27 protein-coding genes are annotated in these 23186 nt (G+C 68.7%); 6 read left to right on the forward strand and 21 right to left on the reverse strand.

Annotation, left to right across the window (positions count from 1 at the left end; all coding sequences use genetic code 11):
• Positions 1-86: 86 nt before the first annotated feature.
• From E0H92_RS20610 to E0H92_RS20640, 7 genes are all read right to left on the reverse strand, one after another.
• Positions 87-1136: a hypothetical protein gene (locus tag E0H92_RS20610; protein ID WP_131497329.1), complete on the reverse strand. Its 1050-nt coding sequence runs from the start codon at positions 1134-1136 to the stop codon at positions 87-89.
• 117 nt (positions 1137-1253) lie between these two features.
• Positions 1254-2348 (reverse strand): PP2C family protein-serine/threonine phosphatase, encoded by a 1095-nt coding sequence (locus tag E0H92_RS20615; RefSeq protein WP_131459362.1) that lies wholly within the window; start codon positions 2346-2348, stop codon positions 1254-1256.
• A 63-nt stretch (positions 2349-2411) separates the two neighbouring features.
• Positions 2412-3239: an Fpg/Nei family DNA glycosylase gene (locus tag E0H92_RS20620; protein WP_131497330.1), complete on the reverse strand. Its 828-nt coding sequence runs from the start codon at positions 3237-3239 to the stop codon at positions 2412-2414.
• A gap of 52 nt (positions 3240-3291) precedes the next feature.
• On the reverse strand, positions 3292-4488 hold the full coding sequence (locus tag E0H92_RS20625) for an RNA-guided endonuclease InsQ/TnpB family protein (RefSeq protein ID WP_131497331.1): 1197 nt from the start codon (positions 4486-4488) through the stop codon (positions 3292-3294).
• A 204-nt stretch (positions 4489-4692) separates the two neighbouring features.
• A complete protein-coding gene (locus E0H92_RS20630) occupies positions 4693-5160 on the reverse strand; it encodes a ribose-5-phosphate isomerase (protein ID WP_131497332.1) in 468 nt (155 codons plus the stop codon).
• Between the two features lie 10 nt (positions 5161-5170).
• Positions 5171-5938 (reverse strand): serine hydrolase, encoded by a 768-nt coding sequence (locus E0H92_RS20635; RefSeq protein WP_202873709.1) that lies wholly within the window; start codon positions 5936-5938, stop codon positions 5171-5173.
• Positions 5939-6019: 81 nt separating this feature from the next.
• Positions 6020-6616 (reverse strand): mycothiol-dependent nitroreductase Rv2466c family protein, encoded by a 597-nt coding sequence (locus tag E0H92_RS20640; RefSeq protein WP_131459365.1) that lies wholly within the window; start codon positions 6614-6616, stop codon positions 6020-6022.
• Positions 6617-6727: 111 nt separating this feature from the next.
• Here E0H92_RS20640 and pepN point away from each other — a divergent pair, with 111 nt between their 5' ends.
• From pepN to E0H92_RS20655, 3 genes are all read left to right on the forward strand, one after another.
• Positions 6728-9301 (forward strand): aminopeptidase N, encoded by a 2574-nt coding sequence (gene pepN, locus E0H92_RS20645; protein WP_131497333.1) that lies wholly within the window; start codon positions 6728-6730, stop codon positions 9299-9301.
• 83 nt (positions 9302-9384) lie between these two features.
• Positions 9385-9915, forward strand: coding sequence for a hypothetical protein (locus tag E0H92_RS20650; RefSeq protein ID WP_131459367.1), 531 nt, complete (start codon positions 9385-9387; stop codon positions 9913-9915).
• 193 nt (positions 9916-10108) lie between these two features.
• The gene (locus tag E0H92_RS20655) at positions 10109-10795 is read left to right on the forward strand and encodes a hypothetical protein (protein WP_131497334.1); all 687 of its coding nucleotides are present in this window, start codon (positions 10109-10111) and stop codon (positions 10793-10795) included.
• On the opposite strand, the gene E0H92_RS20660 is transcribed toward E0H92_RS20655, so the two are convergent.
• From E0H92_RS20660 to E0H92_RS20690, 7 genes are all read right to left on the reverse strand, one after another.
• Positions 10777-11358: a GNAT family N-acetyltransferase gene (locus E0H92_RS20660; RefSeq protein ID WP_131459369.1), complete on the reverse strand. Its 582-nt coding sequence runs from the start codon at positions 11356-11358 to the stop codon at positions 10777-10779. The genes E0H92_RS20655 and E0H92_RS20660 overlap by 19 nt on opposite strands.
• Before the next feature lies 1 nt (position 11359).
• A complete protein-coding gene (locus E0H92_RS20665) occupies positions 11360-11761 on the reverse strand; it encodes a DUF5130 family protein (RefSeq protein WP_238152434.1) in 402 nt (133 codons plus the stop codon).
• On the reverse strand, positions 11748-12035 hold the full coding sequence (ctaJ, locus tag E0H92_RS20670; protein ID WP_131459371.1) for an aa3-type cytochrome oxidase subunit CtaJ: 288 nt from the start codon (positions 12033-12035) through the stop codon (positions 11748-11750). Before ctaJ ends, E0H92_RS20665 begins: the two co-directional genes overlap by 14 nt.
• Before the next feature lie 69 nt (positions 12036-12104).
• Complete coding sequence (locus E0H92_RS20675) at positions 12105-12608, reverse strand: hypothetical protein (RefSeq protein ID WP_131497335.1); 504 nt, start codon at positions 12606-12608, stop codon at positions 12105-12107.
• A gap of 81 nt (positions 12609-12689) precedes the next feature.
• Positions 12690-13289: a lytic polysaccharide monooxygenase auxiliary activity family 9 protein gene (locus tag E0H92_RS20680; protein WP_202873710.1), complete on the reverse strand. Its 600-nt coding sequence runs from the start codon at positions 13287-13289 to the stop codon at positions 12690-12692.
• 117 nt (positions 13290-13406) lie between these two features.
• Entirely contained in the window at positions 13407-15524 is a 2118-nt protein-coding gene (gene malQ / locus E0H92_RS20685; protein WP_165549852.1) for a 4-alpha-glucanotransferase, read from the reverse strand.
• Positions 15525-15577: 53 nt separating this feature from the next.
• Entirely contained in the window at positions 15578-16591 is a 1014-nt protein-coding gene (locus E0H92_RS20690; RefSeq protein ID WP_131497336.1) for a DUF2157 domain-containing protein, read from the reverse strand.
• A 101-nt stretch (positions 16592-16692) separates the two neighbouring features.
• Here E0H92_RS20690 and E0H92_RS20695 point away from each other — a divergent pair, with 101 nt between their 5' ends.
• Positions 16693-17421 carry a mechanosensitive ion channel family protein gene (locus E0H92_RS20695; protein ID WP_238173507.1) on the forward strand — a complete coding sequence of 243 codons (729 nt, stop codon included), beginning with the start codon at positions 16693-16695 and terminating at the stop codon, positions 17419-17421.
• On the opposite strand, the gene E0H92_RS20700 is transcribed toward E0H92_RS20695, so the two are convergent.
• From E0H92_RS20700 to E0H92_RS20720, 5 genes are all read right to left on the reverse strand, one after another.
• On the reverse strand, positions 17369-18064 hold the full coding sequence (locus E0H92_RS20700; RefSeq protein WP_131497338.1) for a GNAT family N-acetyltransferase: 696 nt from the start codon (positions 18062-18064) through the stop codon (positions 17369-17371). The two genes, E0H92_RS20695 and E0H92_RS20700, sit on opposite strands and share 53 nt — an antisense overlap.
• Positions 18065-18195: 131 nt before the next feature.
• Positions 18196-18627 carry an OsmC family protein gene (locus E0H92_RS20705; RefSeq protein ID WP_131497339.1) on the reverse strand — a complete coding sequence of 144 codons (432 nt, stop codon included), beginning with the start codon at positions 18625-18627 and terminating at the stop codon, positions 18196-18198.
• A 27-nt stretch (positions 18628-18654) separates the two neighbouring features.
• Positions 18655-19074, reverse strand: coding sequence for a globin (locus tag E0H92_RS20710; RefSeq protein ID WP_131459395.1), 420 nt, complete (start codon positions 19072-19074; stop codon positions 18655-18657).
• A gap of 15 nt (positions 19075-19089) precedes the next feature.
• Positions 19090-19506, reverse strand: a complete 417-nt coding sequence (locus tag E0H92_RS20715; RefSeq protein WP_238152436.1) for an acyl-CoA thioesterase — start codon at positions 19504-19506, stop codon at positions 19090-19092.
• Positions 19506-19931 (reverse strand): acyl-CoA thioesterase, encoded by a 426-nt coding sequence (locus tag E0H92_RS20720; protein WP_238152437.1) that lies wholly within the window; start codon positions 19929-19931, stop codon positions 19506-19508. The genes E0H92_RS20715 and E0H92_RS20720 overlap by 1 nt, the downstream gene beginning before the upstream one ends.
• A gap of 90 nt (positions 19932-20021) precedes the next feature.
• On the opposite strand from E0H92_RS20720, the gene E0H92_RS20725 reads away from it, so the two are divergent.
• Positions 20022-20777: an SDR family oxidoreductase gene (locus E0H92_RS20725; protein ID WP_131459396.1), complete on the forward strand. Its 756-nt coding sequence runs from the start codon at positions 20022-20024 to the stop codon at positions 20775-20777.
• Positions 20778-20787: 10 nt separating this feature from the next.
• The gene (locus E0H92_RS20730) at positions 20788-21243 is read left to right on the forward strand and encodes a MaoC family dehydratase (RefSeq protein WP_131459397.1); all 456 of its coding nucleotides are present in this window, start codon (positions 20788-20790) and stop codon (positions 21241-21243) included.
• On the opposite strand, the gene E0H92_RS20735 is transcribed toward E0H92_RS20730, so the two are convergent.
• Together E0H92_RS20735 and E0H92_RS20740 are read right to left on the reverse strand one after the other, a co-directional pair.
• Complete coding sequence (locus E0H92_RS20735) at positions 21240-22124, reverse strand: GNAT family N-acetyltransferase (protein WP_131459398.1); 885 nt, start codon at positions 22122-22124, stop codon at positions 21240-21242. The two genes, E0H92_RS20730 and E0H92_RS20735, sit on opposite strands and share 4 nt — an antisense overlap.
• A gap of 91 nt (positions 22125-22215) precedes the next feature.
• The gene (locus E0H92_RS20740; protein ID WP_131459399.1) at positions 22216-23118 is read right to left on the reverse strand and encodes a GNAT family N-acetyltransferase; all 903 of its coding nucleotides are present in this window, start codon (positions 23116-23118) and stop codon (positions 22216-22218) included.
• Between the last annotated feature and the right edge of the window lie 68 nt (positions 23119-23186).

The raw sequence follows: 23186 nt of genomic DNA on the forward strand, positions 1-23186 counted from the left end.
TCCACAGGCCCTCCCAGCGAGGCCTGTGGACAACACGCACGGTGGATCGGGGTGACCGTCCGCGTGTGGTTCGGTCGTTGCCGGGGTCAGCCGGCGTGGCGGCCGCGGCGGCGGAGCGAGGCGATCGCGCCACCCGCCAGGAGCATGCCTCCGAGCGTCATCAGAATCCCGCCGGTCTGAGTGGTTCGGCCGTCGGTGGTTGCCGCGACCGCGCTGGTCGGCGGACCGGGCAGGCCGGCATCCACAGCCGTCGGTACGCCGGTACTCGCCGACGTCGTGGTCTGCGTCGTCGAGCTCGCCACCGGAGTACTCGGCCGCCGCGTCGTCGCCGGCACGCTGCTAGGCACCGTGCTGGACGGCGTACCAGGCGGGACCGTCACCGTGGTCGGCGGCGTACTCGCCGGCGTCGTAGGTGGCGTCGTCGGAGGCGTCGTTGGCGGTGTGGTCGGAGGCGTGGTCGGAGGCGTGGTCGGAGGCGTGGTCGGAGGCGTCGTGGGCGGTGTGGTCGGAGGCGTGGTCGGTGGTGTCGTCGGAGGCGTCGTGGGCGGCGTCGTTGGAGGCGTCGTCGGAGGCGTCGTAGGTGGCGTGGTCGGCGGTGTTGTCGGGGGTGTGGTGGGGGGTGGGGCGTCGCAGCCCTTGACCCAGAAGACCTTGTGTTTGGTGTCGTTGCCGATCGAGCCGTCGGCGTGGATGGTGACCTTCACGTGGTAGCCCTGGACGGGATGCGGCTGCCCGGTGAACTTCAGCGTGTACACGACCCGCGCGTCCAGGTCGTTGCCACCACCCGCGGCATCCCCGCCGATGAACGGCGAGAGATCCCCGGACACCACCTGCAACCCGCCATCGGCCGTCGGCGCCTGGTCCTGGAAGATCACCCGCGCGCTGTACGGCCCCTGCTCGTAGTTGTAGAACTCGACGGTGAACGAACACCCCTGATGCGGGTTGTTCTCCGGCGGCTTGTCGCCGACCTCGACCCCGTCGATCTTGATCGTCCCGTTGTTCCCCGGCGGCGCGGCGACCGCCGTGGGTACCGCGTCCGGCCGCACGAACATCGCGGCGGCGCCGATCAGAACCGTGAGCGCTCCAGCCGCGGCCGCAATCCCGGCCGCCTGTGCGCGAACCCCCTTGACCTGCATCCCCAGTCCCCTGTCTCACCGGTGGTCATAGCCCGGGCGGACATCTCAGCGCCAGTATGGCCCTCTCGTTGCCCAAGTCAACGAATCAGCCCACTGACAACGAGAGACTTGGTTGCCTCAGGCATGCGCCAGGCGGTGGATGATGACGATCGCGGAGTCGTCACCCGACCCGCCCGCCGAGGCGACCAGCGCGTCGGCAGCCCCCAGGAACGCCTGCCCTACCAGGCGTTCCGCGAAGCCCGCCAGCCGGTCCGTGCCGCGGCCGATGTCCTGCCGCGGCGTCTCGACCATCCCGTCGCTGTACAGGAACAAGGCATCCCCGAGCTTCAGCAGCCCGTGGTTCACCTCGAACTCCGGCGCCTCCATCAGCCCGAGCAGCGGCCCGTCGGTGTCCCGCGTCTGCCACCGCCCGGACCACGCGTCGAACTGGATCGCCGGCGGATGCCCGGCCGTCCGGACGTCGAAGTCGCCGGTCCGCAGGTCCAGCACGACATGCACCACGGTCGCGAAGTCGTCGTCCCAGTCCTGGCGCCGTATGTACCGGTTCGCCGACGGCAGGAACTCCTCCACCGGTACGACGCCGAGCAGCCCGCCGAACGCACCGGACAGCAGCAAGGCGCGCGTGCCCGCGTCGATGCCCTTGCCGGAGACATCGACCAGCGCGACCTCGAGCAGGTCGTCGTGCATCGTCGACACCACGAAATCGCCGGAGAACGTCGAGTGGCCGGCGGACTGGATCGCGACCTCGACCCGCCAGCCGGTGGGCAACTGCGGGATCAGCCCCTGCGCGGTGAGCGTGTCCCGCAGCTCCATCAGCATCGACTCGCTCCGGGTACCGGCGACCCCCAGCCGGCTGCGCACCTTGGCGCTGGTGATCATGATCCAGCCGACGACCACGAGCACCAGGACGAAACCGATCCGCGGCAGTGTCATGCCCCGCGAGAGCACGACGTACGCACCGAAGGCCGTCGTGATGCCGGTCAGCGCCACCAGTTCGCCGAACTGCAGCAGAACGCCGCCGACCACCAGCGGAACGATCAGGAAGGACGCCGGCACCAGGGTCATCCAGACGTCGCTCGCGACCGAGATCACCAGCTGCACCAGCACCAGCGCGACGAACGCCGCCCGGTGCGAACGCCGGGCACGACGACCCAGCGCCTCGACCCGGCGGCCGATGCGTCGTACCAGCGCAAGACCGCCGCTCTTCCTCATGGTGTGAAGAAGATAACGGTACCGATCGGTCCGCGCATCAATTCGCAACACAACTGATGGCTTTCAGCTCTTGCGAGTGAGCCCTGTTCGTTGGCATCTGGGACGCCAGAACAAGTTACGACCCGCCAGGATCTTGGTCCGGATCACCGACTGACAGACGTAGCACCGTTGCCCTTGGCGCCGGTACACGTACACCTCACCACCATGGTCGTCCCGGCGCGGGTCACGACCCATCGCCTCCGGCGTGTGGTCGTCGGCGACGGTGTCGATCCGGCCGGTCTCCACGCCGTACTTCATCAGCGCGAGCAGGTCGTCCCACATGCCCTGCCACTCGCGCTTCTTCACGACGTTGCCGGGTGTCATCGGGTTCAGCTTGGCCCGGAACAGCACCTCGGCGCGGTACACGTTGCCGACGCCGCTCAGCACGTCCTGGTTCATCAGCAGCTGACCGATCGGCAGCTTGCTACGGTGGATGCGGTTCCATGCCAGGTCCGGATCCGCGTCATCACGCAGCGGGTCCGGACCGAGCCGGCCGAGCAGCCGGTCGCGCTCCTCGTCGGTGATCACCTCGCACACGGTCGCGCCGCGCAGATCGGCGTACGACGTGGCGTTCTGCAGCCTGAGCCGGACCTGGCCGACGGGCTCGGGCACCGGTGCGGGCGAGATGTCCATCTTGCCGATCAGCCCGAGGTGGATGTGCAGCCAGCCCGCACCCTCGAAGTCGGCGAGGAAGTGCTTGCCGTGGGCCTCCGTCTGGCGCAGCAGGTGCCCGTCGAGCAACGCGGCACCCTCGGCAAACCGCCCCTGCGGACTGGACGCCCGCACCGAACGCCCACCGAACGCGTCCCAGACATCGTTCGCCAGCCGGTGCAACGTGTGACCTTCAGGCATAGTTTCCTCTTTTGACGTCCTCCCCGACCTCACGGTCAGGGATTTCTTGCTACTACGCGGGCGTAGCAGGTTGTGGTTCACGCTTCAGCGAGACCCGTACGGGCGTCTCTCGGCGTGCGCTGACGGCCCGTCCAGCCGCGATGTTAACTGCAGCGTTCACGTCGGCGTTCGCCTGGTGACCGCAGGCCACACATCGGAAGACCGCTTGACTCTCGCGATTTCCCGGTGCGCAGTGCCCGCAGACCGCGCAGGTCTGCGACGTGTACGCAGGATTCACTTTCTCGACCCGCCCCGGCGCCTTCTGCTCCAGACGCCGGACCAGCATTCCCCATCCGTTGGCCAGGATGCCGCGGTTCAATCCGGCTTTCGCGCGGCGTCGGTTCGGCAGGTAGGTACCTGGTTGTTCGAGGTTGGGTTTGGGCCTCGGCCGCCGGGTCAACTGGGCGATCCGAAGATCCTCCACGCGGATGACATCGAAGCGCCGGGCGAGGTCGGTGCTGGTCTTCTCCGTCCAGTCCCCGCGCCGGTCACCGGCGCGGGCACACAGTTTCGCAATCGCGGCCTTCACCAGCTGACGGCGTTTGGAGCCGGGGCGGCTGCGGGCGAGACGGCGTTGCAGGTGCTTGAGCCGCGCCTGTTCGCCCGCTGGAGGGACAGGGCACTTGAGCAGCTCGCCGGTGGACAGTGCCGCCGAGACGGTGACGCCGCGATCCACCCCGACGACCGTACCGGTGCCGGGCGCGGGGATCGGCTCCGGGATGGCCGCAAGCACGAGGTGCCAGCGGCCCGACCGGTCACGCTTGATCCGGTAGGACTTAGCTTCTGGTACAGCTCGCGAGAGCCGGAACCTTACCCAACCGATCTTCGGTATGTTCACCGCGGCCCACTTCCGGTTCAACTTGACCACCTTGGAAGCTTCGGGACCGACAATGCGGAACCCCTCGTGGATCTCGGCTCTCCGCCAGGTCGGTCGCTGGTGGGTACCGCGATAGAAATTCTTGACGGCCTGATCGAAGTCCCGCAGTGCTTGCTGCTGGATGATCTGCACTCCCGCGCGCAGCCAACTGAAGGCAGCCCGTGCCTCGGTCAGCTGCCGACACTGCTTGGCATAGCCTGGCGTCGGGCCCTGGTCGCGGGTCCACATCGACCATTGCTCGACCGCGAGGTTCCAGACGTACCGAGCATGGCGGCACTGCTCGAGCAGTGCCGCCCGCTGCGCGGGAGCCGGATACATTCGGAACCGGGACATGCTCGCATCCAATCAGCCAGGACCGACAGTCCCCCGATTTCCAGGGGCGGCCAACCCAGTGACAGACGGAGCGAAAGGTCGTGCGCCCACGCCTGCTGTGGTCGGTACGGCGCGGAGTATGCGGGCTCGTGATGTGTCGCGGCCCCGTCAACCCGTCGTACGTCGGCCGGTGCTGCCGAAGACCGACGCGGACGAGCGGGACGATCAGGGCAGCGGTGGGAGTTCGCCGGTCGACTCGTAGGCGGACAGCATGTCGATCCGGCGGGTGTGACGCTCCTCGTTGGAGTAGTCGGTCGCCAGGAACGTCTCGACGAAGCTGGTCGCCTCCTCCTGGGTATGCATGCGGCCGCCGACGCTGATCACGTTGGCGTTGTTGTGCTCGCGGCCGAGCCGTGCGGTGTCGGTGCTCCAGGCCAGCACTGCCCGGACGCCCTTCACCTTGTTCGCGGCGATCTGCTCGCCGTTGCCCGAGCCACCGATCACGATGCCCAGACTGCCCGGCTCGTCGACCACCGCCTGTCCGGTGCGCAGGCAGTACGGCGGGTAGTCGTCAACGGCGTCGTACACCGCGGGACCGTGGTCCACGACGTCGTGCCCGGCAGCGGTGAGGTGCTGCACCAGGTGGTTCTTCAGTTCGAAGCCGGCATGGTCGGAGCCGATGTGCACTCGCATGGGCCGCAATCTACTTGTCAGCCGTCAGCACGCGTACGCCGCCCGGCACAGTCAGGCCCGCGGTCAGCCGCGTCACAGCGGCATAGGCCTGCTCGTACGGCGTACCGCTCGGGTGCAGCGTGAACACCGCGACGATGCTCCGGTCGTCCGCCCCGACGGTCCCGGTGGTGTGCAGCGCGTCGTTGACCAGGTCCACCACGGCCTGCGGCTTCGCCTTGTCAGACCGGTAGCCGCTGGACCCGTGGAACCCGGACCAGCCCTGCTTGATGCTGTAGCCGGTCTCGAAGACCGATGCGATCCCGAAGTACTGGTCGAAGCCGTCCGTGCCGTGGCGGGTCGCCTGGTGCAGCTGTCCCATCACGTACACGCGCACAGGCGGCGGAGCGTCCTCCAGCACGTAGCGGTAGATCCGCACGGTGTCAGCGGCCGTGAGCGCGACGTACCCCCAGAAGCCCGGGTGGCTGGCCGGCGGCCCGGCCGTGTGGGTCAGACCGAGCCGCTTCACCATGCGGTCGACGATGGCCGCACCGCCGAGCTGCTCCCAGTAGTAGCTCGCCGCGTCGTCGTCACTGCTGCGCAGCATGACGTCGAGCCGCTCCCGGTCCGCGAGCGGTACGTCGTACTCCGGGCCGCGGTCCCAGAAGAAGTCCAGCGCGATCAGCAGCTTCACCACCGACGCCGACCGGAACTGCCGGTCGGCGTCCTGCTGGTGGACGAACCGCCCTGCTTCGCGATCGAACACGGCGATGCCGGCGGTCAGGGTCTGGGGCAAGGTCATCTGAAACCTACTCACGACTGGACGGACTCTTGAGTGAGTAACTTTCACCGTCCGGGCGGCTCCAGTTCAACCCCTGAACCGTCAGTCGAAGATCGGGCCGCGGTCCCGGGTGCGCTTGATCTCGAAGAAGCCCTCGGTGCCGGCCACCAGGCGGACGCCGTCCCAGAGCTTGCCGGCCGCCTCACCCTTGGGCGCCGGCGTCACCACCGGACCGAAGAACGCGGTGCCTTCCACCGCGATCACCGGCGTACCGACCTCCATGCCGACCTGGTCCATGCCGGCGTGGTGCGACTTCCGCAGCGCGTCGTCGTACCGGTCGGTGTCCGCCGCCTCGATCAGCGAGGCCGGCAGGCCGACCTCCTCGAGGGCCTCGACCAGTACGGCGTCGTCCTTGCCGCCGCGGCCCTCGTTGTGGATCCGGCGGCCCAGAGCGGTGTAGAGCGGCAGCAGGACCTCGTTGCCGTGCGCCTGCTCGGCGGCGATCAGCACCCGGACCCGGCCGAGCAGTCGCAGCCAGTCGGCGTCGTGCTCACGGCGGTCTTCGTTCAGGACGGCGAGGCTCATCACGTGCCAGGTCGTCGTCACGTCGCGGACCTGCTCGACCTCGAGCATCCAGCGGGACGTCATCCAGGCCCAGGGGCAGGCCGGGTCGAACCAGAAATCAGCGGAGGCAGTCATATTCACCATCATACAAAGTTGAAGGAACGGTTATACCGACTCGGTATCCAATACCCAATGTCGGGGGTAATCCCTCGGCCAACCCGTCAGCCAGGTGCATAGGATGCCGACATGCCTGGAACCAACCTGACGCGCGACGAGGCGCGTTCCCGTGCGGGCGTGGTCAGTGACGTGAGTTACGCCATCGAGCTCGATCTGGCCAACGCCCCGAGTGGCGCCCCGACGTACCCGTCGGTGACCACCATCACGTTCGCGGCCACCGCCGGCGCGAGCACGTTCGCCGACCTGATCGCGGACAAGGTCCGCGAGGTGACGCTGAACGGCGTCGCCCTCGACCCGGACGTGGTGTACGACGGCGCCCGCATCCAGCTCGACGGGCTGGCCGAGCGCAACGAGCTCACCGTGGCGGCGGACTGCCTGTACTCGCGGACCGGTGAAGGGCTGCACCGCTCGGTCGACCCGGCCGACAAGGAGACCTACCTCTACACCCAGTTCGAGGTGCCGGACGCCCGCCGGGTGTTCGCGACCTTCGAGCAGCCCGACCTCAAGGCCCCGTTCACCTTCACCGTGTCCGCACCGGCCCGCTGGGTCGTCATCTCGAACGCCCCGACGCCCGAGCCCACGCCGTACCAGAGCGAGAACGGCGAGGAGCTGGCCCGCTGGGAGTTCCCGCCGACCGAGCGCATCTCGACGTACATCACCGCGGTCGTGGCCGGCCCGTACCACGTCGTCACGGACGTGTACGAGGGTCCGCACGGGACGTACCCGATGTCGCTGCTGTGCCGTCCGTCGCTGAAGGAGGCGCTGGACGTCGAGGACCTGTTCGAGGTCACCAAGCAGGGCTTCGCGCTGTTCGAGGAGGCGTTCGGTACGCCGTACCCGTTCCACAAGTACGACCAGGCCTTCGTGCCGGAGTACAACATGGGCGCGATGGAGAACGCAGGCTGCGTGACACTGCGGGACGAGTACCTGTTCCGCAGCCGTACGACGCACGCGGAGCTCGAGGCGCGCGCCAACACTGTGCTGCACGAGCTCGCGCACATGTGGTTCGGCGACCTGGTGACGATGACCTGGTGGGACGACCTGTGGCTGAACGAGTCGTTCGCCGAGTGGGCCAGCCACTGGGCCCAGGTGGTCGCGACGACGAAGTACTCCGACGCGTGGACCACGTTCTGCAACGCCCGCAAGAACTGGGCCTACCGGCAGGACCAGCTGCCGTCGACGCACCCGATCGCGGCCGACATGATCGACTTCCACGCGGTCGAGGTGAACTTCGACGGCATCACCTACGCCAAGGGCGCGTCGACGCTGCGCCAGCTGGTCGCGTTCGTCGGTGAGGAGACCTTCGTCACCGCGCTGAAGGAGTACTTCCACGACCACGCGTTCGGCAACACCGAGCTGACCGACCTGCTGAAGCCGCTGGAGAAGGCGTCCGGCCGCGACCTCGACGACTGGACCGAGCGGTGGCTGCGGACCGCCGGCGTGAACACGCTGCGCGCGGACTTCGCGGTCGACGACCAGGGCGCGTTCACCTCGTTCGCGATCGAGCAGACCGCGACCGAGAAGTTCCCGGTCCTGCGGCCGCACCGCCTCGCGGTCGGCCTGTACCGGCGTACTGACGAGGGTCTGGTCCGCACCGAGCGGTTCGAGGTGGACATCGACGGGCCGCGGACCGAGCTCCCGGAGCTGACCGGTGCGACCCAGCCCGACCTTGTACTGCTGAACGACGACGACCTCACGTACGCGAAGATCCGGCTGGACGAGCGGTCGCGGGCCACGCTGGTGGAGTCGATCGACCAGCTCACCGAGTCGTTGCCGCGGGCACTTGCCTGGGGCTCGACATGGGACATGACCCGGGACGCGGAGATGCCGGCCAGCCAGTACGTCGGCATCGTGCTGCGCGGCATCCGGGCCGAGACCGACCTGACCGGTGTCCGCTCCCTGCTCAACCAAGCGAGCAGCGCGATCAACCAGTACGCCGCCCCGCAGAACCGGCCCGCCCTGCGCGCGCAGTTCGAGGAGGAGCTGGCCAGTCTCGTGGCCGGCTCCGAGCCGGGCAGTGACCACCAGCTCGCGTTCGTCCGGGCCTACAGCTCGGCGGTGTTCTCGGACGCCGGCGCCGATCGTCTCGCCGGCTGGCTGGACGGTCGCGACCTGCCGGAGGGTCTGGTCGTCGACACAGACCTGCGCTGGACGCTGATCGTGGCGCTGTCCCGGCTCGGCCGCCTCGGTGCGGACGAGATCGACGACGAGCTGACCCGCGACACCACGATCACCGGTCAGGAGCGGGCCGCGCAGGCCCGTGCCGCCCGGCCGACCGTGGAGGCGAAGGAAGAGGCCTGGCGGATCGCCGTCGAGTCCGAGGACACTCCGAACGAGACCCAGTTCCGGACCATCCTCGGCTTCCAGCAGCCGGGCCAGGAGGACCTGCTGCGGCCGTACGTCGACAAGTACCTGAACGCGGCCAAGGACGTGTACACCCGGCTGGGCTCGTCGATGGGCGAGAACGTGCTGGTCTACCTGTCGCCGCGGCACCTGGCCGACCAGGCGGCGCTGGACGCGCTGACCGGCTGGCTGGCCGTGGAGTCGTCGTCCGTCGACGCCCCGACCCTCCGGTACGTCACCGAGGCCCAGGCGGACCTAACCCGCGCGATCGCCGCGCAGGCGCAGGACAACGTCGCCTGACCGACGCTTACGTCCGAAGAACTGAGGGTCTGCGCCCACAGTTCTTCGGACGTAAGGCCCCGAGTTGAGGTAAGACTGGAGCGGTGCCCGCCTCTGATCCCGCCCTGGCCGGTGCGGCAGCTGTAGCGCTGACCGGACTCGCAGACGCGTACCGACCCCGCCCCGTCACCCCGCTGATGCCCTGGCGCTACGCAAACCGCCTGGTGAAGCCGTACGTCGTCACAGCCCGCGGACGGCAATGGGACGACCAGATGGTCGACCTCGCCCGCACGACCGCCACCCGCCAGCTCGAGTTCGACGACGCGATGGGGTCCGTCGGACTCGGCGTCGTCGTACTGCACCTCGGCGACGACGGCATCTACCTGGTGGTGCAGAGCTGGGCGAAGGACTTCCAGTCACGGCTCAGCATCTTCAGCGGGATGGATGTCGACGACCTCCGGCCGGCACCGATCGGCGCTGCCCCGTGCGTGTGGGAGCTCGAGGTGCTCAGCCACGAGCGCACGGCGTACGTCAAGCACATCCTGTCCGGCGACGTCGACGTCGACTCCTGGCTCGACGACGCACTGGACACCCGCCCCAAACCACAACTCGACGGCATCCCCTCCGGCACCTAGGGTCGACATCCGACTGCGTTCGGTGAGGGTCAAACGGTTGTTCGTCGGCGGATTGTGAGGGGGCGTGTGCGGTGCGCGATTCCCTTGGGGAGAAAGAGATTCTCGCCACCTGAGAGAGGCTCACTTCTCCGGTGGTTCGGTTTAAGCTGCACCGGATATATCCATCCAGGGTGTCTGGGGAGGGGCCCTTGCCGTGACACGCGTCGACCACCGCAAGCCACCCGCTCGCGCTGCCCGCAGGCAGCAGCGGCCCGCGGCCAGGCGGAGCTCGCCCGAGGCGCGCCCGCGGAAGGCACAGCGTTCGCACAGTGCCGTCGGAGCGGCGATCGTCGCCACTCTGGCGATTGTCGCGGTGTTCGCCTTCATCCTCACCCGGGGTACGCCGTCGGACTCGCCGGCCGACGGGCTCCGGATGGGTTCGGGTACCGACAACGCCGCCGCCGCACCGGCCGAGCCGACCGGGGGCACCACCGGAACCGCCTCGAAGGCGGACCGGAAGCCGCCGACGTCCGCTGCGGCACCGAGCCCGTCGGTGAAGGCTAAGGCGACCACACCGCCGGCCGTGAACACCGGTCCGACCTCTCCGAAGTTCAAGCAGAACCAGTGGATCGCTGTGCTGGACAAGTACCCGGCTGACGCGGGCCAGATGGCCAAGGACACCGCAGCCAAGATCACGCGGGCCGGCATCCCGGCGAAAGCCATGCTGGTCGACGGCCAGTACCCGGGCATCACCAACAGCTCCCTGGCACCGGTCACCGGCACCTGGCTGGTGTACCTCGGCCCGGGCACGTCCTCGGAGCAGCTCTCCGACCTGTGCCTGGACCCGCGCACGCAAGCGGCGTACCAGAGCGCCTGCGCGACCTACGAACCAGCAGGCTGAGGTACGGCGTCCGTCGCCAGGCGGGCGTGCAGATGCGAGTCGTGGCGCTGCCCGGTCGGTTCGACGTAGTAGTCCCGCATCACGCCCTCCAACTGGAACCCGGCGCGCAGGGCGACCTGGCACGAGCCCTCGTTGACCAGTGAGTGGTCGAGCGAGATGCGGTGCAGCCGCAGCCCATCCGTCGCAAAGCCCCACCGCGCCGCCGCGTCTAGAGCGCGGGCGCCCAGCCGGCGGCCACGGGCCAGTGGGCTGACCCAGTACGCCGCGACAGCCTGGTCTGGCACCCGGTGCACGTCCCGGAGCGTGACGCTGCCGATCACCTGATCGGTCGCCGTGTCCGCGACCGCGAAGACGGCGTTGCCGCGCGCCCAGCCGTCGATACGCGGCTCGAGCCAGCGGCGGGCGCGCTTGTCGGCGGGTGAGCTGATCACCGCCGTACCCGCGGTCCAGCGCAGGATCCCCGGGTCCTCCAGGGCCAGCGCGACCGCGGGCTCGTCGGACGCGACGAACGGGCGGAGTACTACGTCGCCCAGGTCGACGCGGTGTGGCTGCAGGGCGGCCACGTCAGAGCTTGTGCGCCTCGTCGTTGGCGTGCAGCAGCGGCGGCTGGTGGGCGTGCGTACCGAGCTGCTGGACGCCGGTGACCAAACCGCCGGTCAGGTCGCCGGTGGCGAACGACGTCTGCATCGTCAGCGCGGCGAGCCCGGCGGACGTGTCGGACAGCTGCCGCTTGGCCAGCTCGCCGGTGACGATCTCGAGACGCCGGCCGGCCGGGTCGACGTACACCAGGACCGTGCGGTCCGGGTCGTCCAGCTCGTTCAGCAGCTCGATGGCGAACGGGCGGGTCTCCGAGTCCGCGCCGCCGACGTACACCGAGAAGTGCAGGCCGGAGGTCTCCTCGGCGTACCGGACGGCGCGCTCGATGTCGTAGAGCTGGTCCGGGGTGAATGCGTCACCAGCTGGCACTTGCGCCTCCGAGCGTGCGGGCGACGCCGGTGGCGGTCGCGGTGGCACCCGGCGCGCTGTTCAGTTCAGGCAGCTCGGGCAGGTTGGCCGGGTCCGGCTTGGTCGCCGTCGGTCCGTTGATCCAGACCGGCGGGGCCCACCACGACAGGCCCGGGCGGTACCGCGGCCCGTTCGCGATCGACGACGCGAACACCAGCAGCGCCAGCACGGCGATGACCAGCACAGGAATCCCGACGAACACCAGCAACGAGTGCCCGGACAATTCGACAATCACGGCCTGAAGCCTAGTACCTCCTGCACGGGAGAGGCCCACACCCCTCCCGCACAGGTCCCAGAGAGCGAGTCAGCAGCCACCACAGTTGTAGTACGTGATGTCCCAGTGGTTGCCTTCGTCGGCGTAGATGTTGCCGGCGCCGGAGCGCCACTGGGCGGCGCCGTCGCCGCGGTCGGCGATCCGGGTGAAGGTGTTGTGGATGTAGTTGCCGACACACGAGTACTTCGAGATGTCGACCTTGTACCCGTTCCAGTGGCTGTAGGTACCGCTCGCGTGCCCGACCTCGGTACCACCGGTGATGTTGACCGCGCACCCGCTCGCGGTCTTGAGCGTGCGCACGCCGTACGCCGTGCTGTCGTTGATCTGCTCGAACGACGTACACGTGGAGTTGTAGCGGTCAGAGCAGCCACCGCTGGACGACCAGGTCAGGCCCGCGGCCCGGAAGATCGACGTGGCCTGCGAGTGCGTCAGCTTGGTCAGCGCGGACGCCTGCTCGACCGCCACCACACCGGGCAGCAGGCCGACGACCACGGCGACGAGGGGTACGACGACGCGACGGAGCAATGACTTCATGGGGACACTCCTTGAAATATGGGGCGGTTATTTCAAGGAGTGCACTGCCCAGGAAAGATATTGCCGAAACCTCAGGTTGAATCAGAAATTAACATCCGAACACTGGTAGAAGGCGTTCGCCGTGTCGGCGATCGTCCAGACCGCGAGGACCATGTGCCGTCCGGACCGGCCGCCCGGGATGGTCCCCGGGTGCGACACGTCGCTCGGCGGCCGCGCGCCGTTCATGGCGACGGTGAGGAACGGGTTCAGGTCGAGTGCGGACCGGGTCAGCGGCTGCGTCGGATCCCAGCCCTGCTTGGTCATGTAGTACTTGAAGTCGGTGGTCGAATGCGCCGCGGTCAGGTGCCACGAGAACGTGAACCCCTGGCCGCCTTGGAGTTGCGTGGCAGGCCAGGTCCCGCCGCGCTGGTCGTCGAGCTCGGCGAACTGACCGAGCCCTGCCGAGCAGAGCTTCCCGTCCGCGGGACCGCTCTGCGGAAATCCCTTGGGGCCTTCGACGCTCTGCGGCTCCCACTGGATCTGCCCGCAGTTCGTGACGACCCCGTCCTGACAGTTCTTGGCCCGGCTGACCGGCCCGGTGGCGTACCCGTGGCCGTAGGCGAGCGGAACCGACGTACACACCGTCAAGGCGAATGCTCCGACGGCAATTCCGGCCATGCTGAGTTTCGGTTTTCGCAGCATGCGAACTCCTGCACTGTTGGGGCGGTGGACAGTGAAGGAAGGGCGCCTCTCCTGCTCAATAGAAAACAACCGTTCGAATCTATTGTCAACGGTTCGTGAGCAGATGAATACGGAAAGCTAGATATTCAGCGAGCCGATCAGCCGCCGGAGACGCTGATTGTTGGGCAGGTCCTCGACCAGCACGGGCTCGCCCTCCGGCCCGCCGAGCGGCACGCGCCAGTTCGGGTACTCGTCCGTGGTGCCGGGCTGATTCTGCGTACGGCGTTCCCCGACGGCATCCGTCAGCGCGACACCGACGAGCTTGGCCGGCGTGTGGGCGACGTACCGATGCATGGCCTCGACGATCCGTGCCACCTCGCCGTCCGTGTTGCTGAGCAGGTGGCGTTCGCGGAGCGCGTCGAGCCAGGCGTCACGGTCCGCCTCGTCGACAGCGAGCTCTTCTTCCACGGGGCGAGTCAACAGACCAAGGCGGTTCCGCAGCTCCACGTGATCACCGGCGAGGTACCCGGCGGTCGGCGGCAGGTCGTGGGTAGTGACAGTGGCCAGGCACAGCTCCCGCCACCGCTCCGGCGCCAGCGGCTTCCCATTGGCGTCTCGCTCGAACCACAGCACCGACGTACCGAGAATGCCGCGTTCGGTCAGGTAGTCGCGCACCCAGGGCTCTACGGTCCCCAGGTCCTCACCGATCACCGTCACCCCGGAGCGCTGCGCCTCCAGCACCAGGATGCCCACCAGCGCCTCATGGTCGTACCGCACGTAGGTGCCCTCAGTAGGCCGCTCCGGTGACGTCACCCACCACAGCCGGAACATCCCGAGGATGTGGTCGATCCGCAGCCCGCCACCGTGCCGCATCACCGCGCGCACGAGGTCCCGCCAAGCGGCGTACCCGGTCTCAGCGAGCGCATTGGGCCGCCATGGCGGCTGCGACCAGTCCTGCCCCTGCTGGTTGAAGGCGTCCGGCGGTGCACCCACGTGGATGTTGGGTGCCAGCACGTTCTGCAGGGCCCACGCGTCCGCGCCGTCCGGGTGCACACCGACGGCCAGGTCGTGGACGACGCCCAGCGACATACCGGCTGCCTTCGCACGGGCCTGGGTCCGCGCAAGCTGCTCGTCGAGCTGCCACTGCAGCCAGCAGTGGAACTCCACCGCATCCGGGTTCTCATTGCGAAAGGCAACGACTTCCGGCGTGGTCGGCTCCTGCAGCTCCTCGGGCCACTTGCTCCACTCCGGCCCGTGGACGTCGGCGATCGCGGCCCACGTGGCGAAGTCGATCAGCCCCTGGCTCTCGCGGTCGCAGTACGCGCCGTACTCCGCGATGCGCCCCACTGACGGCTGCACGCGGAACAGCACCTGCAAGGCCTCACGCTTCGCTGCCCACACCGTGTCCCGGTCGAGCGCTGTCGAGTCCTCGCTGAGCGCCCGCGCCTGCAGCGCCAGCGTCCGGACCAGGTCCCGCTCCGCCGGTGCCAGGTCGCCGTACTCGTCGATGTCCTCGATCCGCAGGTAGATCGGGTTCGCGAACCGCCGCGACGCCGGGAGGTACGGCGAGGGCTCCATGCGGCCCGCCAGCTCCGCCGCGTGCAGGGGGTTCACCAGTACGAAGCCGGCGCCCAGATCATGCGCTGACCACGCGGCCAGGTCGGCCAGGTCATGCAGGTCGCCGATACCCCAGGAGCGCCGGGAACGAACGGAGTACAGCTGCAGCACCCAGCCCCACGTCCGGTGCAGGTTCTCCGGCTCCAGCTTCCGCGGCGTCACGATCAGCGTGCTGACTGAGATCTCCGGGTTGGTACCGATCCGTGCGCACAGACGGTGGTACCCGAGCGGCAGATCCCCAGGCAGCTGGAACGTCGCCTCACCGACCTGTACGCCGTCGATCCACTCCGGCTCGACCAGGTGGTCCTGCTGCGGGATGTCCCGTCGCTGACCGCCGTCCTCCAGGTCGACCCACACCTCCGCCGACGACCCGTGCGGCAGGTGTACGGCGAACCACGGGGTCCACCCCTCCCGCATCACCACGGTCGCAGGCAACGTACGACGCCAGCGCGCCTGCTGGTGCTCCGCCAGCGCCAGGGCCGCCTTCTCCGGCGTCGACGCGTCCACACCGAGTGCCGCGAGTACGTCGGCCACTACCTCGCTGGAGACGACCACATGCTCGCCTTGCCAGTTCCAGTACTCCGTCGCCACGCCATGGGCAACCGCTAGCTCGACAAGGGCCGGAGTAGGAGCAGTCACCCCAGCGAGTCTGCCGCATCAACCGCACCAACGGCCAAACGGCGCGCGTTGCGTTACTCGTTCGAGCGACGGCGGCTGAGCATCAGTACGGCGAGAAGGAGCACCGCGCTGGCTACGACGAGGCCGACGGCCACACCGGCGAGGTTGTCGGTCAGCTGGTACAGGGCGGTCGGCCAGATGACCAGGAGGATCGAACAGGCCACCACGGCGTACGCCGAACGTCGTGTCCGCCCGTAGGCAACCAGCAAGGCCGCGGGTCCCGCCGTACCGACTGCGAGCGCCATGATCTCGCCGCGCTCCTGCACCAGCCAGCAGATCGAGGAGCTGAACATCGCGGCTCCGGCCAGTGACCACGACGTCACCTGATCGCGGACCAGGCCGAGCATCGCGAACACGAAGGCCACCAGGATGAACCCGGTCCCGGCGATCCCCGCGCTGTTCGGGGCCGACCCGGTGTCCGGAGTGAGGACATCCGCCGTGATCACCAACACACCCACGGCCAGGATCCCAAAAGTTGCCACGAGCAACGACGGCTCCTTGAGCCACCACACTCCGCCGGCGGCCAGCGCCAGCGCGACCACCACCCCGACGACCCGTCCGGCTTCGCCCTCGACCGCCACGTACGTCGCGAACCCGGCCACGCAACACCCGAGCGCCGCGAGCGCCGAACTCAGCTGTTCCCGCCGCCGCAGCAGCGCCAGGACCACAGCCGAGCCGAGCAGGACGACCGCGGCCGCCGTACCAGTGGTGATCCGCGCGGCACGGCCCATTTCGCCCCAGTTCGCCAAGGTCAGGAGCGCGACCGCACCGAGCAGCAGCGCGCCGCCGATGTAGCCGAGCACCTCGACCAGCGCGCTGGTGTGGGGCGCGGCCGGCGTCGGCTTCTCCTTGGCCGACTCAGGACCGGCAGGCTCGGCGGATTCGGGCCGCGGGCGCGGCCGGCCGGGGTCCGCGAGCGCCGCGTCGATCTCCGCGTCGGCGGCGTCCCGGATCGAGTCGGCCTGGTACTGGCGCAGCACACCAGCGCTCACGAGCCTGGACAGCTCGTCGTCCAGCCGGCTCGACATGCTTTTCCGTCTCCTTGTCAGCCCTACTAACATCAGGCGGCGAGATGCCTATTCTGACCAGCTACCTTCAGTCCCTAGTCAGTCACCCCCTGTTTTCGCCGTTGTTCAGTCTGCCGGAGGCGTTCCCGACGTTCTTCCGGACCGGCAACGACGGCAAGCTGGAGGTGACCGATCAGATCGTGGTCGTGCCGGCCCGGATCGCCGGTCTGATCATCGGCTTCTTCGTGCTCCGCTGGCTGCTGCACAAGATCATCCGGCGGTTCGCCCGGCGGACCGGGAACGGCGCCGTGGCCGGCGTCCTGGCCAAGTCGAAGCTCGGCCAGGGGTTCGTGGAGAGCACGCTCGCCACCGAACGCCGGACGCAGCGCGCCGAGACGATCGCCTCGCTGCTCAGCAGCGTCGTGACGATCGTGCTCACCGCCGTCCTGGTCGTGATGGTGCTCGCCGAGCTCGGCTTCAACATCCTGCCGGTGATCGCGTCCGCGAGCATCATCGGCGTGGCGCTCGGCTTCGGCGCGCAGACGCTGGTGAAGGACTTCCTGGCCGGCGTGTTCATGATCTTCGAGGACCAGTACGGCGTGGGCGACCTGATCGACATGGAGAAGGCGACCGGCGTCGTGGTCGCGGTCGGCCTGCGGATCACCACCCTGCGCGGCGAGGACGGCACCACCTGGTACGTCCGCAACGGCGAGGTCCTCCGGGTCGGCAACCTGACCACCCGCGACCCGAACAGCACCGCCTCCTCCGGCGTCGGCTCCGGCACCGAGAAGGAAGAAGTCAAGACCGACGAAAATGTGGCGAGCGGTACGCAGGACGAAAGCCAAGGCTGAGGTACAGGCGCTCGGCGTCGGAACCTTCGACCACCTGCAAGGTGAGCCGCCCACCTGCCGCGTCCCGGCGTGCCTGCGCGAGCAGCCGCGTCGCCAGACCACGGCCGCGGTACTGCGGTTTGGTCGCGACCGCGTAGACGCCGGCGACCGGCCCGGTCCGCAGTACCAACGTGATCGATGCCGGGTCGCCGTCCACGCGCAGCAGGTAGAGCGACTGGTCCGGCTCCCGGTAGTTCTGCAGGGCCTTCTCGACGAACATCTTCTGCCACCAGTCGTAGTCCGGCTCCCCCACCTCCAGGAACGCCGCGCTCTGCACCTCCGCGAACCCCACCGCGTCTGCCTCCGACCCGACCGCCGCCACCGGCTCTCCAACCGCTGACCCGGCCGAAGCCTCCATGTGCACCAGCACCTCTGCAGCCTTGAACCCCACCGCGGCCAGCCGCGCCTCCCACCCCGGTCCACTCGACGGCACGAGCCGAACCGTCCGCACCCCGGCCGGCAGCTCCGCCTCGGGCGAGAGCGGTATCCACGCGGAGAACTCTTCCGACTCCCCCACCACCTCGACCGCATCAGCAGACCGCCGTACCGAACCTCGGTGGGCCGCGAGGAACGCGAGGTGATTGTCGAGCAGCGCATCAACCATGCGAGCAGTCTGCTCGGCCGCACCGACAGATTCACGGCTCGTCTGTCTGGTGTGGCGTGGGTGCATCGCGCAGTACCACCTGTGAACAGCAGAGTGCCCCGGCGAAGCTCGCCGGGGCACTCTGACAGATCTCAGGCGGTGAAGGTGACGTCCAGGGTGATCGGGACGGCGGCCAGCGCCTGGGAGACCGGGCAGTTCTTCTTCGCGCCCTCGGCGAACTCCGCGAACTCGTCGGCGGTCAGGCCCGGCACGTTGCCGTTCACGGACAGCTTGATGCCGGTGATGCCCTCACCCGGCTGGAAGGTCACGTCGGCCTGGGTGTCCAGCGACGCCGGCGGGTTGCCGGCCTGCGCGAGCGCGTGCGACAGCGCCATCGAGAAGCACGCCGAGTGCGCGGCGCCGAGCAGCTCCTCCGGGCTGGTCCGCCCGCTGGCCTCCGGCTCGGTGCGCGCGGCCCAGGTCACGTCGAAGGAGCCCAGGCCGGACGACTCCAGGTTGACCTGACCGCCGCCCTCCAGCAGCGAGCCTTCCCAGTGGGCCTTGGCGGTACGGGTAGCAGCCATGCTCGTGTTGTCTCCTTAGAAGAGGGTTCAGCGGCCGGACACGTCGATCGCGCCCGGGTACTGCGGTTCGTCGGTGTTCACCATGCTGTGCGCGGCCATCACCATGTACCGCCAGATCTCCTCGTCCCGCTCAGGGGTGAGGGCGATCTCGTCGAGCGCGGCCCGCATGTGGCCGAGCCAGCGGTCCCGTGCGCTCGGGGTGACGGCGAACGGGGCGTGCCGCATCCGCAGCCGGGGGTGCCCGCGCTGCTCGGAGTAGGTCTTGGGGCCGCCCCAGTACTGCTCGAGGAACATCCGGAAGCGCACCTCGGCCGGACCGAGGTCCTCCTCCGGGTACATCGCCCGCAGCTCCGGGTCGGCGGCAACACCGCGGTAGAACGCTGCCACCAGGCGGTGGAAGGTCTCCGCCCCACCTACGGCGTCATAGAAGCTCTGCTGCTCAGTCATAACGGACCTAGTCTCTCAAGTGGTCACAAGATGCTTGAGCAGGGCTGCCCGTTCGGTGTCTCCGAGGGCTCGTTTCGCGTGCGTCGTACCGTCCACGGCGACGATCACCGACTCCGCCTTGGCGTACACGTCCTCCGACTCGCCACTGCGGTCGACGATCCGCGAGCCGAGCGTGTACGACGACGTACCGACGGCGGCGATCCACACGTCCACGTCGTACGGCGGGTGCCGCAGCAGGATCGGCCGCAGGTAGTCGACGGTCTGGCTGACCAGCACGCACGGGTACTGCGCGAAGAAGTCGCCCGTGGTCTCCATCACCTGCCCGAGGAACGCGATCCGGGCCTCCTGCAGGTAGTCGAAGTACCGCACGTTGTTCACGTGGTCGTAGGAGTCGATGTCCGACCACCTGACCAGGACAGGGTGTGTGTACATCAGGCGCCCACCAGCTTCTGCAGGGCCTCGCGCTCGACCGGGGTGATCCGGCGCAGGCGGTTGGCCGCGAAGTCGAACGGGACCAGCTTCGTCTTCGCCTCGACATAGGTACGGCGCTCCGGCTCGGCGTCGAGGATCTCGTAGTCGACCGTGAACGACGCCGCCCGGATCTCGCTGATCCAGAGCTCGATCCGCACCGGTTCGGGGCGGAAGTGCAGCGGCGCCCGGTACTGCACCTCGTGCCGGGCCACCAGCAGACCCGTCTCCAGCGCGTCCGCACCCAGCTCGGCCGCGGTCCGGAACAGGAAATCGACGCGGGCGTCCTGGAGGTAGTCGACGTACCGGCCGTTGTTGACGTGACCGAGCGCGTCCATGTCGCCCCACCGCAACGGGCAGTGGTAGACGTGGCGGTTGTGATGATCCACACGACGATCATGTCATCCGGGGTACTTCCCGGGTGACTGACCGTGGGTAATGTCATCTTCTGCAGACCAGTGCATCGATTGGAGTGGTTGATGAGCACGCAGCGGGTGGCGATCGTGACCGGGGCGGCCCGGGGAATCGGCGCGGCTGTCGCGCAGCGGCTCGCCGCGGACGGGAACGCCGTCGCGGTCATCGACCTCGACGAGGGTGCCTGCGCGGGAACCGTGAAGGCGATCACCGAGGCCGGCGGCACGGCGATCGCCGTCGGAGCCGACGTCAGCAAGTCCGACCAGGTCAGCTCCGCGGTGGAGCGTGTGGTCGCGGAGCTGGGCGCGCCGACGATCCTGGTCAACAACGCCGGCGTACTGCGGGACAACCTGCTGTTCAAGATGTCCGAGGACGACTGGGACACGGTCATGTCGGTGCACCTCAAGGGCAGCTTCCTGATGTCGAAGGCCTGCCAGGCGCACATGGTCGAGGCCAAATACGGACGCCTCGTCTTCCTCTCGTCGACCTCGGCGCTCGGCAACCGCGGCCAGGCGAACTACGCCTCCGCGAAGGCCGGCCTGCAGGGTCTGGCGAAGACGCTCGCGATCGAGCTGGGCAAGTTCGGCGTCACCGCGAACGCGATCGCGCCGGGCTTCATCGAGACCGACATGACCGCGGCCACCGCGGCCCGGGTCGGTGTCGACTTCGAGGAGTTCAAGAAGGCCACCGCCGCCACCATTCCGGTGAACCGGACCGGCACGCCGGCGGACATCGCCGCCGCCGCGTCGTTCTTCTGCAGCGAGGAGGCCGGCTTCGTGTCCGGCCAGGTCCTGTACGTTGCCGGCGGACCCCGGAACTGAGAGGGAGACCATGCCGCAGACGTACGACGGCGTCGACGAGGTGGTGCACGCGGTCGGCACCCCGCTCGGCGAGACCGAGTGGCTGGAGATCACCCAGGAGCAGGTGAACCAGTTCGCCGAGGCGACCGGTGACCACCAGTGGATCCATGTCGACGTCGACCGGGCCGCCAAGGGCCCGTACGGCGGGACGATCGCACACGGCTACCTGACGCTGAGCCTGATCGCCCGCTTCGGCGAGGAACTGTTCAAGGTCGAGGGCGTGACCGCGAAACTCAACTACGGCGTCAACAAGGTCCGCTTCCCCGCCCCGGTCCCGGTCGGCAGCCGCGTCCGCGCCGGCGCCTCGATCGCGAACGCCGTACAGACCCCGGCGGGCGTCCAGGTCTCCCTCAACTGGGTGATCGAACTGGAGAACTCCACCAAGCCGGCCTGCGTCGCGGAAACCGTCGTACTGCTCGTTCCCTAGAGCGGGCAGATCAGGACCGCGTGGGTGGCGATCCGGTCGTAACCGAGCCAGTCGTTGACGGCGAGCATCGGGGTGTTGCCGTCGTAGTTGGCCGTGTAGGCGGCCTCGATCCCGGCTTCGGCGGCGCGGCGCAGAGCGGCGGCCTTGACCAGTTTGGCGAGACCGCGGCCGCGGTACTCCGGGAGCGTGGACGTCATCCTCGACCAGATCTTGGCGTCGTCACCGTGGCTGCGGGTGAACGCGATGACCTGACCTTGGTGCGTCGCAGCCACGCTCACCGCGCGCAGCAGGTCCGGTGAGTTCCAGATGTCGGCGAGCCAGGCGTCGTACGGCTGGGAGGAGATCTTCGCGTCTCCCGGCTTGGTGCGCTGGGCAACCTCGTCCGCGGCGTGCAGCAATCTGGGGTCGATCTCGGTGAACGGCACCAGTTGCACCTCGCTCGGGACCTCGGGGAGGTCCGGCGCCTTGCGCGGATCGATGCCCGCGTAGTGCACCTGACGGGTCTGCCGGTACCCGAACCGCGTCGCCCACTCCACACTGGCCGGGTCGGCGAACACCCGCGCCGACGTGGCTCCGGCAGCCCGCAAGCTGCCGTGAATTGCGTCGAGCAACCGCGTGCCGATCCCCCGTCCGCGGTACTCCGGCCGGACCAGCAGCCGCAGCTCACCGTCCAGCGGGTCCGATCCACCGATCAGCCCGCTCCACGCCCAACCCACGATCCTTCCGTCGTCCACCGCGACGAACGACCCGTACCGGGGGTCGGCCGGTGCCGCCACCCAGCGGGTCAGTGAACTCCGCGTGATCACCAGATACGGAACGAGCGCGTCATGCAGCGCCACCGCTGCGTCGACATCCCCCGGCCCTGCTGCCCTGATCTCCATCCCAACTCCTTGGGAACTCCAACGACGAAGTCCCCCGGAAGGTAACGTTCTTTCAGGTGCATACCGGGAGGAAACTGATGACAGCTCTGTTTCAGAGGGTTCTCAGCAGCCCCAGCTCGGTCTGCACCCGCCGGTACCCCAGCCAGTTGTTGACGGCAAGCATCGGCCCGTTCTCGTCGTCGTTCGACGTGTACGCCGCGGTGACCCCGGCCGCCGCCGCGCGCCGCAGCGCGACCGACTTCACCAGCTTCGCCAATCCCTTCCCGCGGTACCCGGGAATCGTGCCGGTCATGCCCGACCACATCCGGTCACCGTGCGTCTCGACCACGGTGAACGCCGCCATCTCGTCGCCGGCCATCGCCGCGACACTGAGCGCCTTGTCCATCGCCGGGCCGTTCCAGATCTCTTCCAGCCACCGGTCGTAGTCGACTGCATCCAGCGGCGAGTCACTCGGCTCGTCCAGCGAGGCGATCGCGTCGGCGGTGTACGCCGTGTGCGGGTCGACGGTGTCGAAGGCGACGAGTTCGATCCCCTCGGGCGTCTCCGGGGGCTCGGGCAACGACTTCAGTTCGACGCCGGCGAAGTGCATCTGCCGCGTCCCGTCGTACCCGAGGTTGCGGGCGAACTCGAGGCCGTCGGGCTGCACGAACGTCCGCACCCGGATCGCTCCGACCTCGGTGAGGTGCTGGTGCAGCCGATCGGCGAGCTCGCTGCCGATGCCCTGCTTGCGGTGCTCCGGGTGCACGTAGATGCTCAGGTGGGCCTGACCCGGGTCACTCGTCCAGACGTTCAGGCCGGCCGACGCCCAGGCGACGAGCTCGCCGTCGCGTTCGGCGACCAGCGGCAGGAACCGCTCCCCCGGCGACTGGACGGTGAGCATGTGCCGGGTCGCCGCGGGCGACATGATCTTGTACGGCGCCACCAGCGCCCGCACCGCCGCCACCGCCTCGGCGTCGTCCGCCGCCGCCTGCCGTATCACCGCCCGAGTCGTCATGGCCCGGACCTTAGCCAGCACGCCGTACGCCCGCCACGTATTAAGAGACGTGATCGCGCGACTCCCGT

The organism is Kribbella speibonae, assembly GCF_004331375.1.
Classification (GTDB): domain Bacteria; phylum Actinomycetota; class Actinomycetes; order Propionibacteriales; family Kribbellaceae; genus Kribbella; species Kribbella sindirgiensis.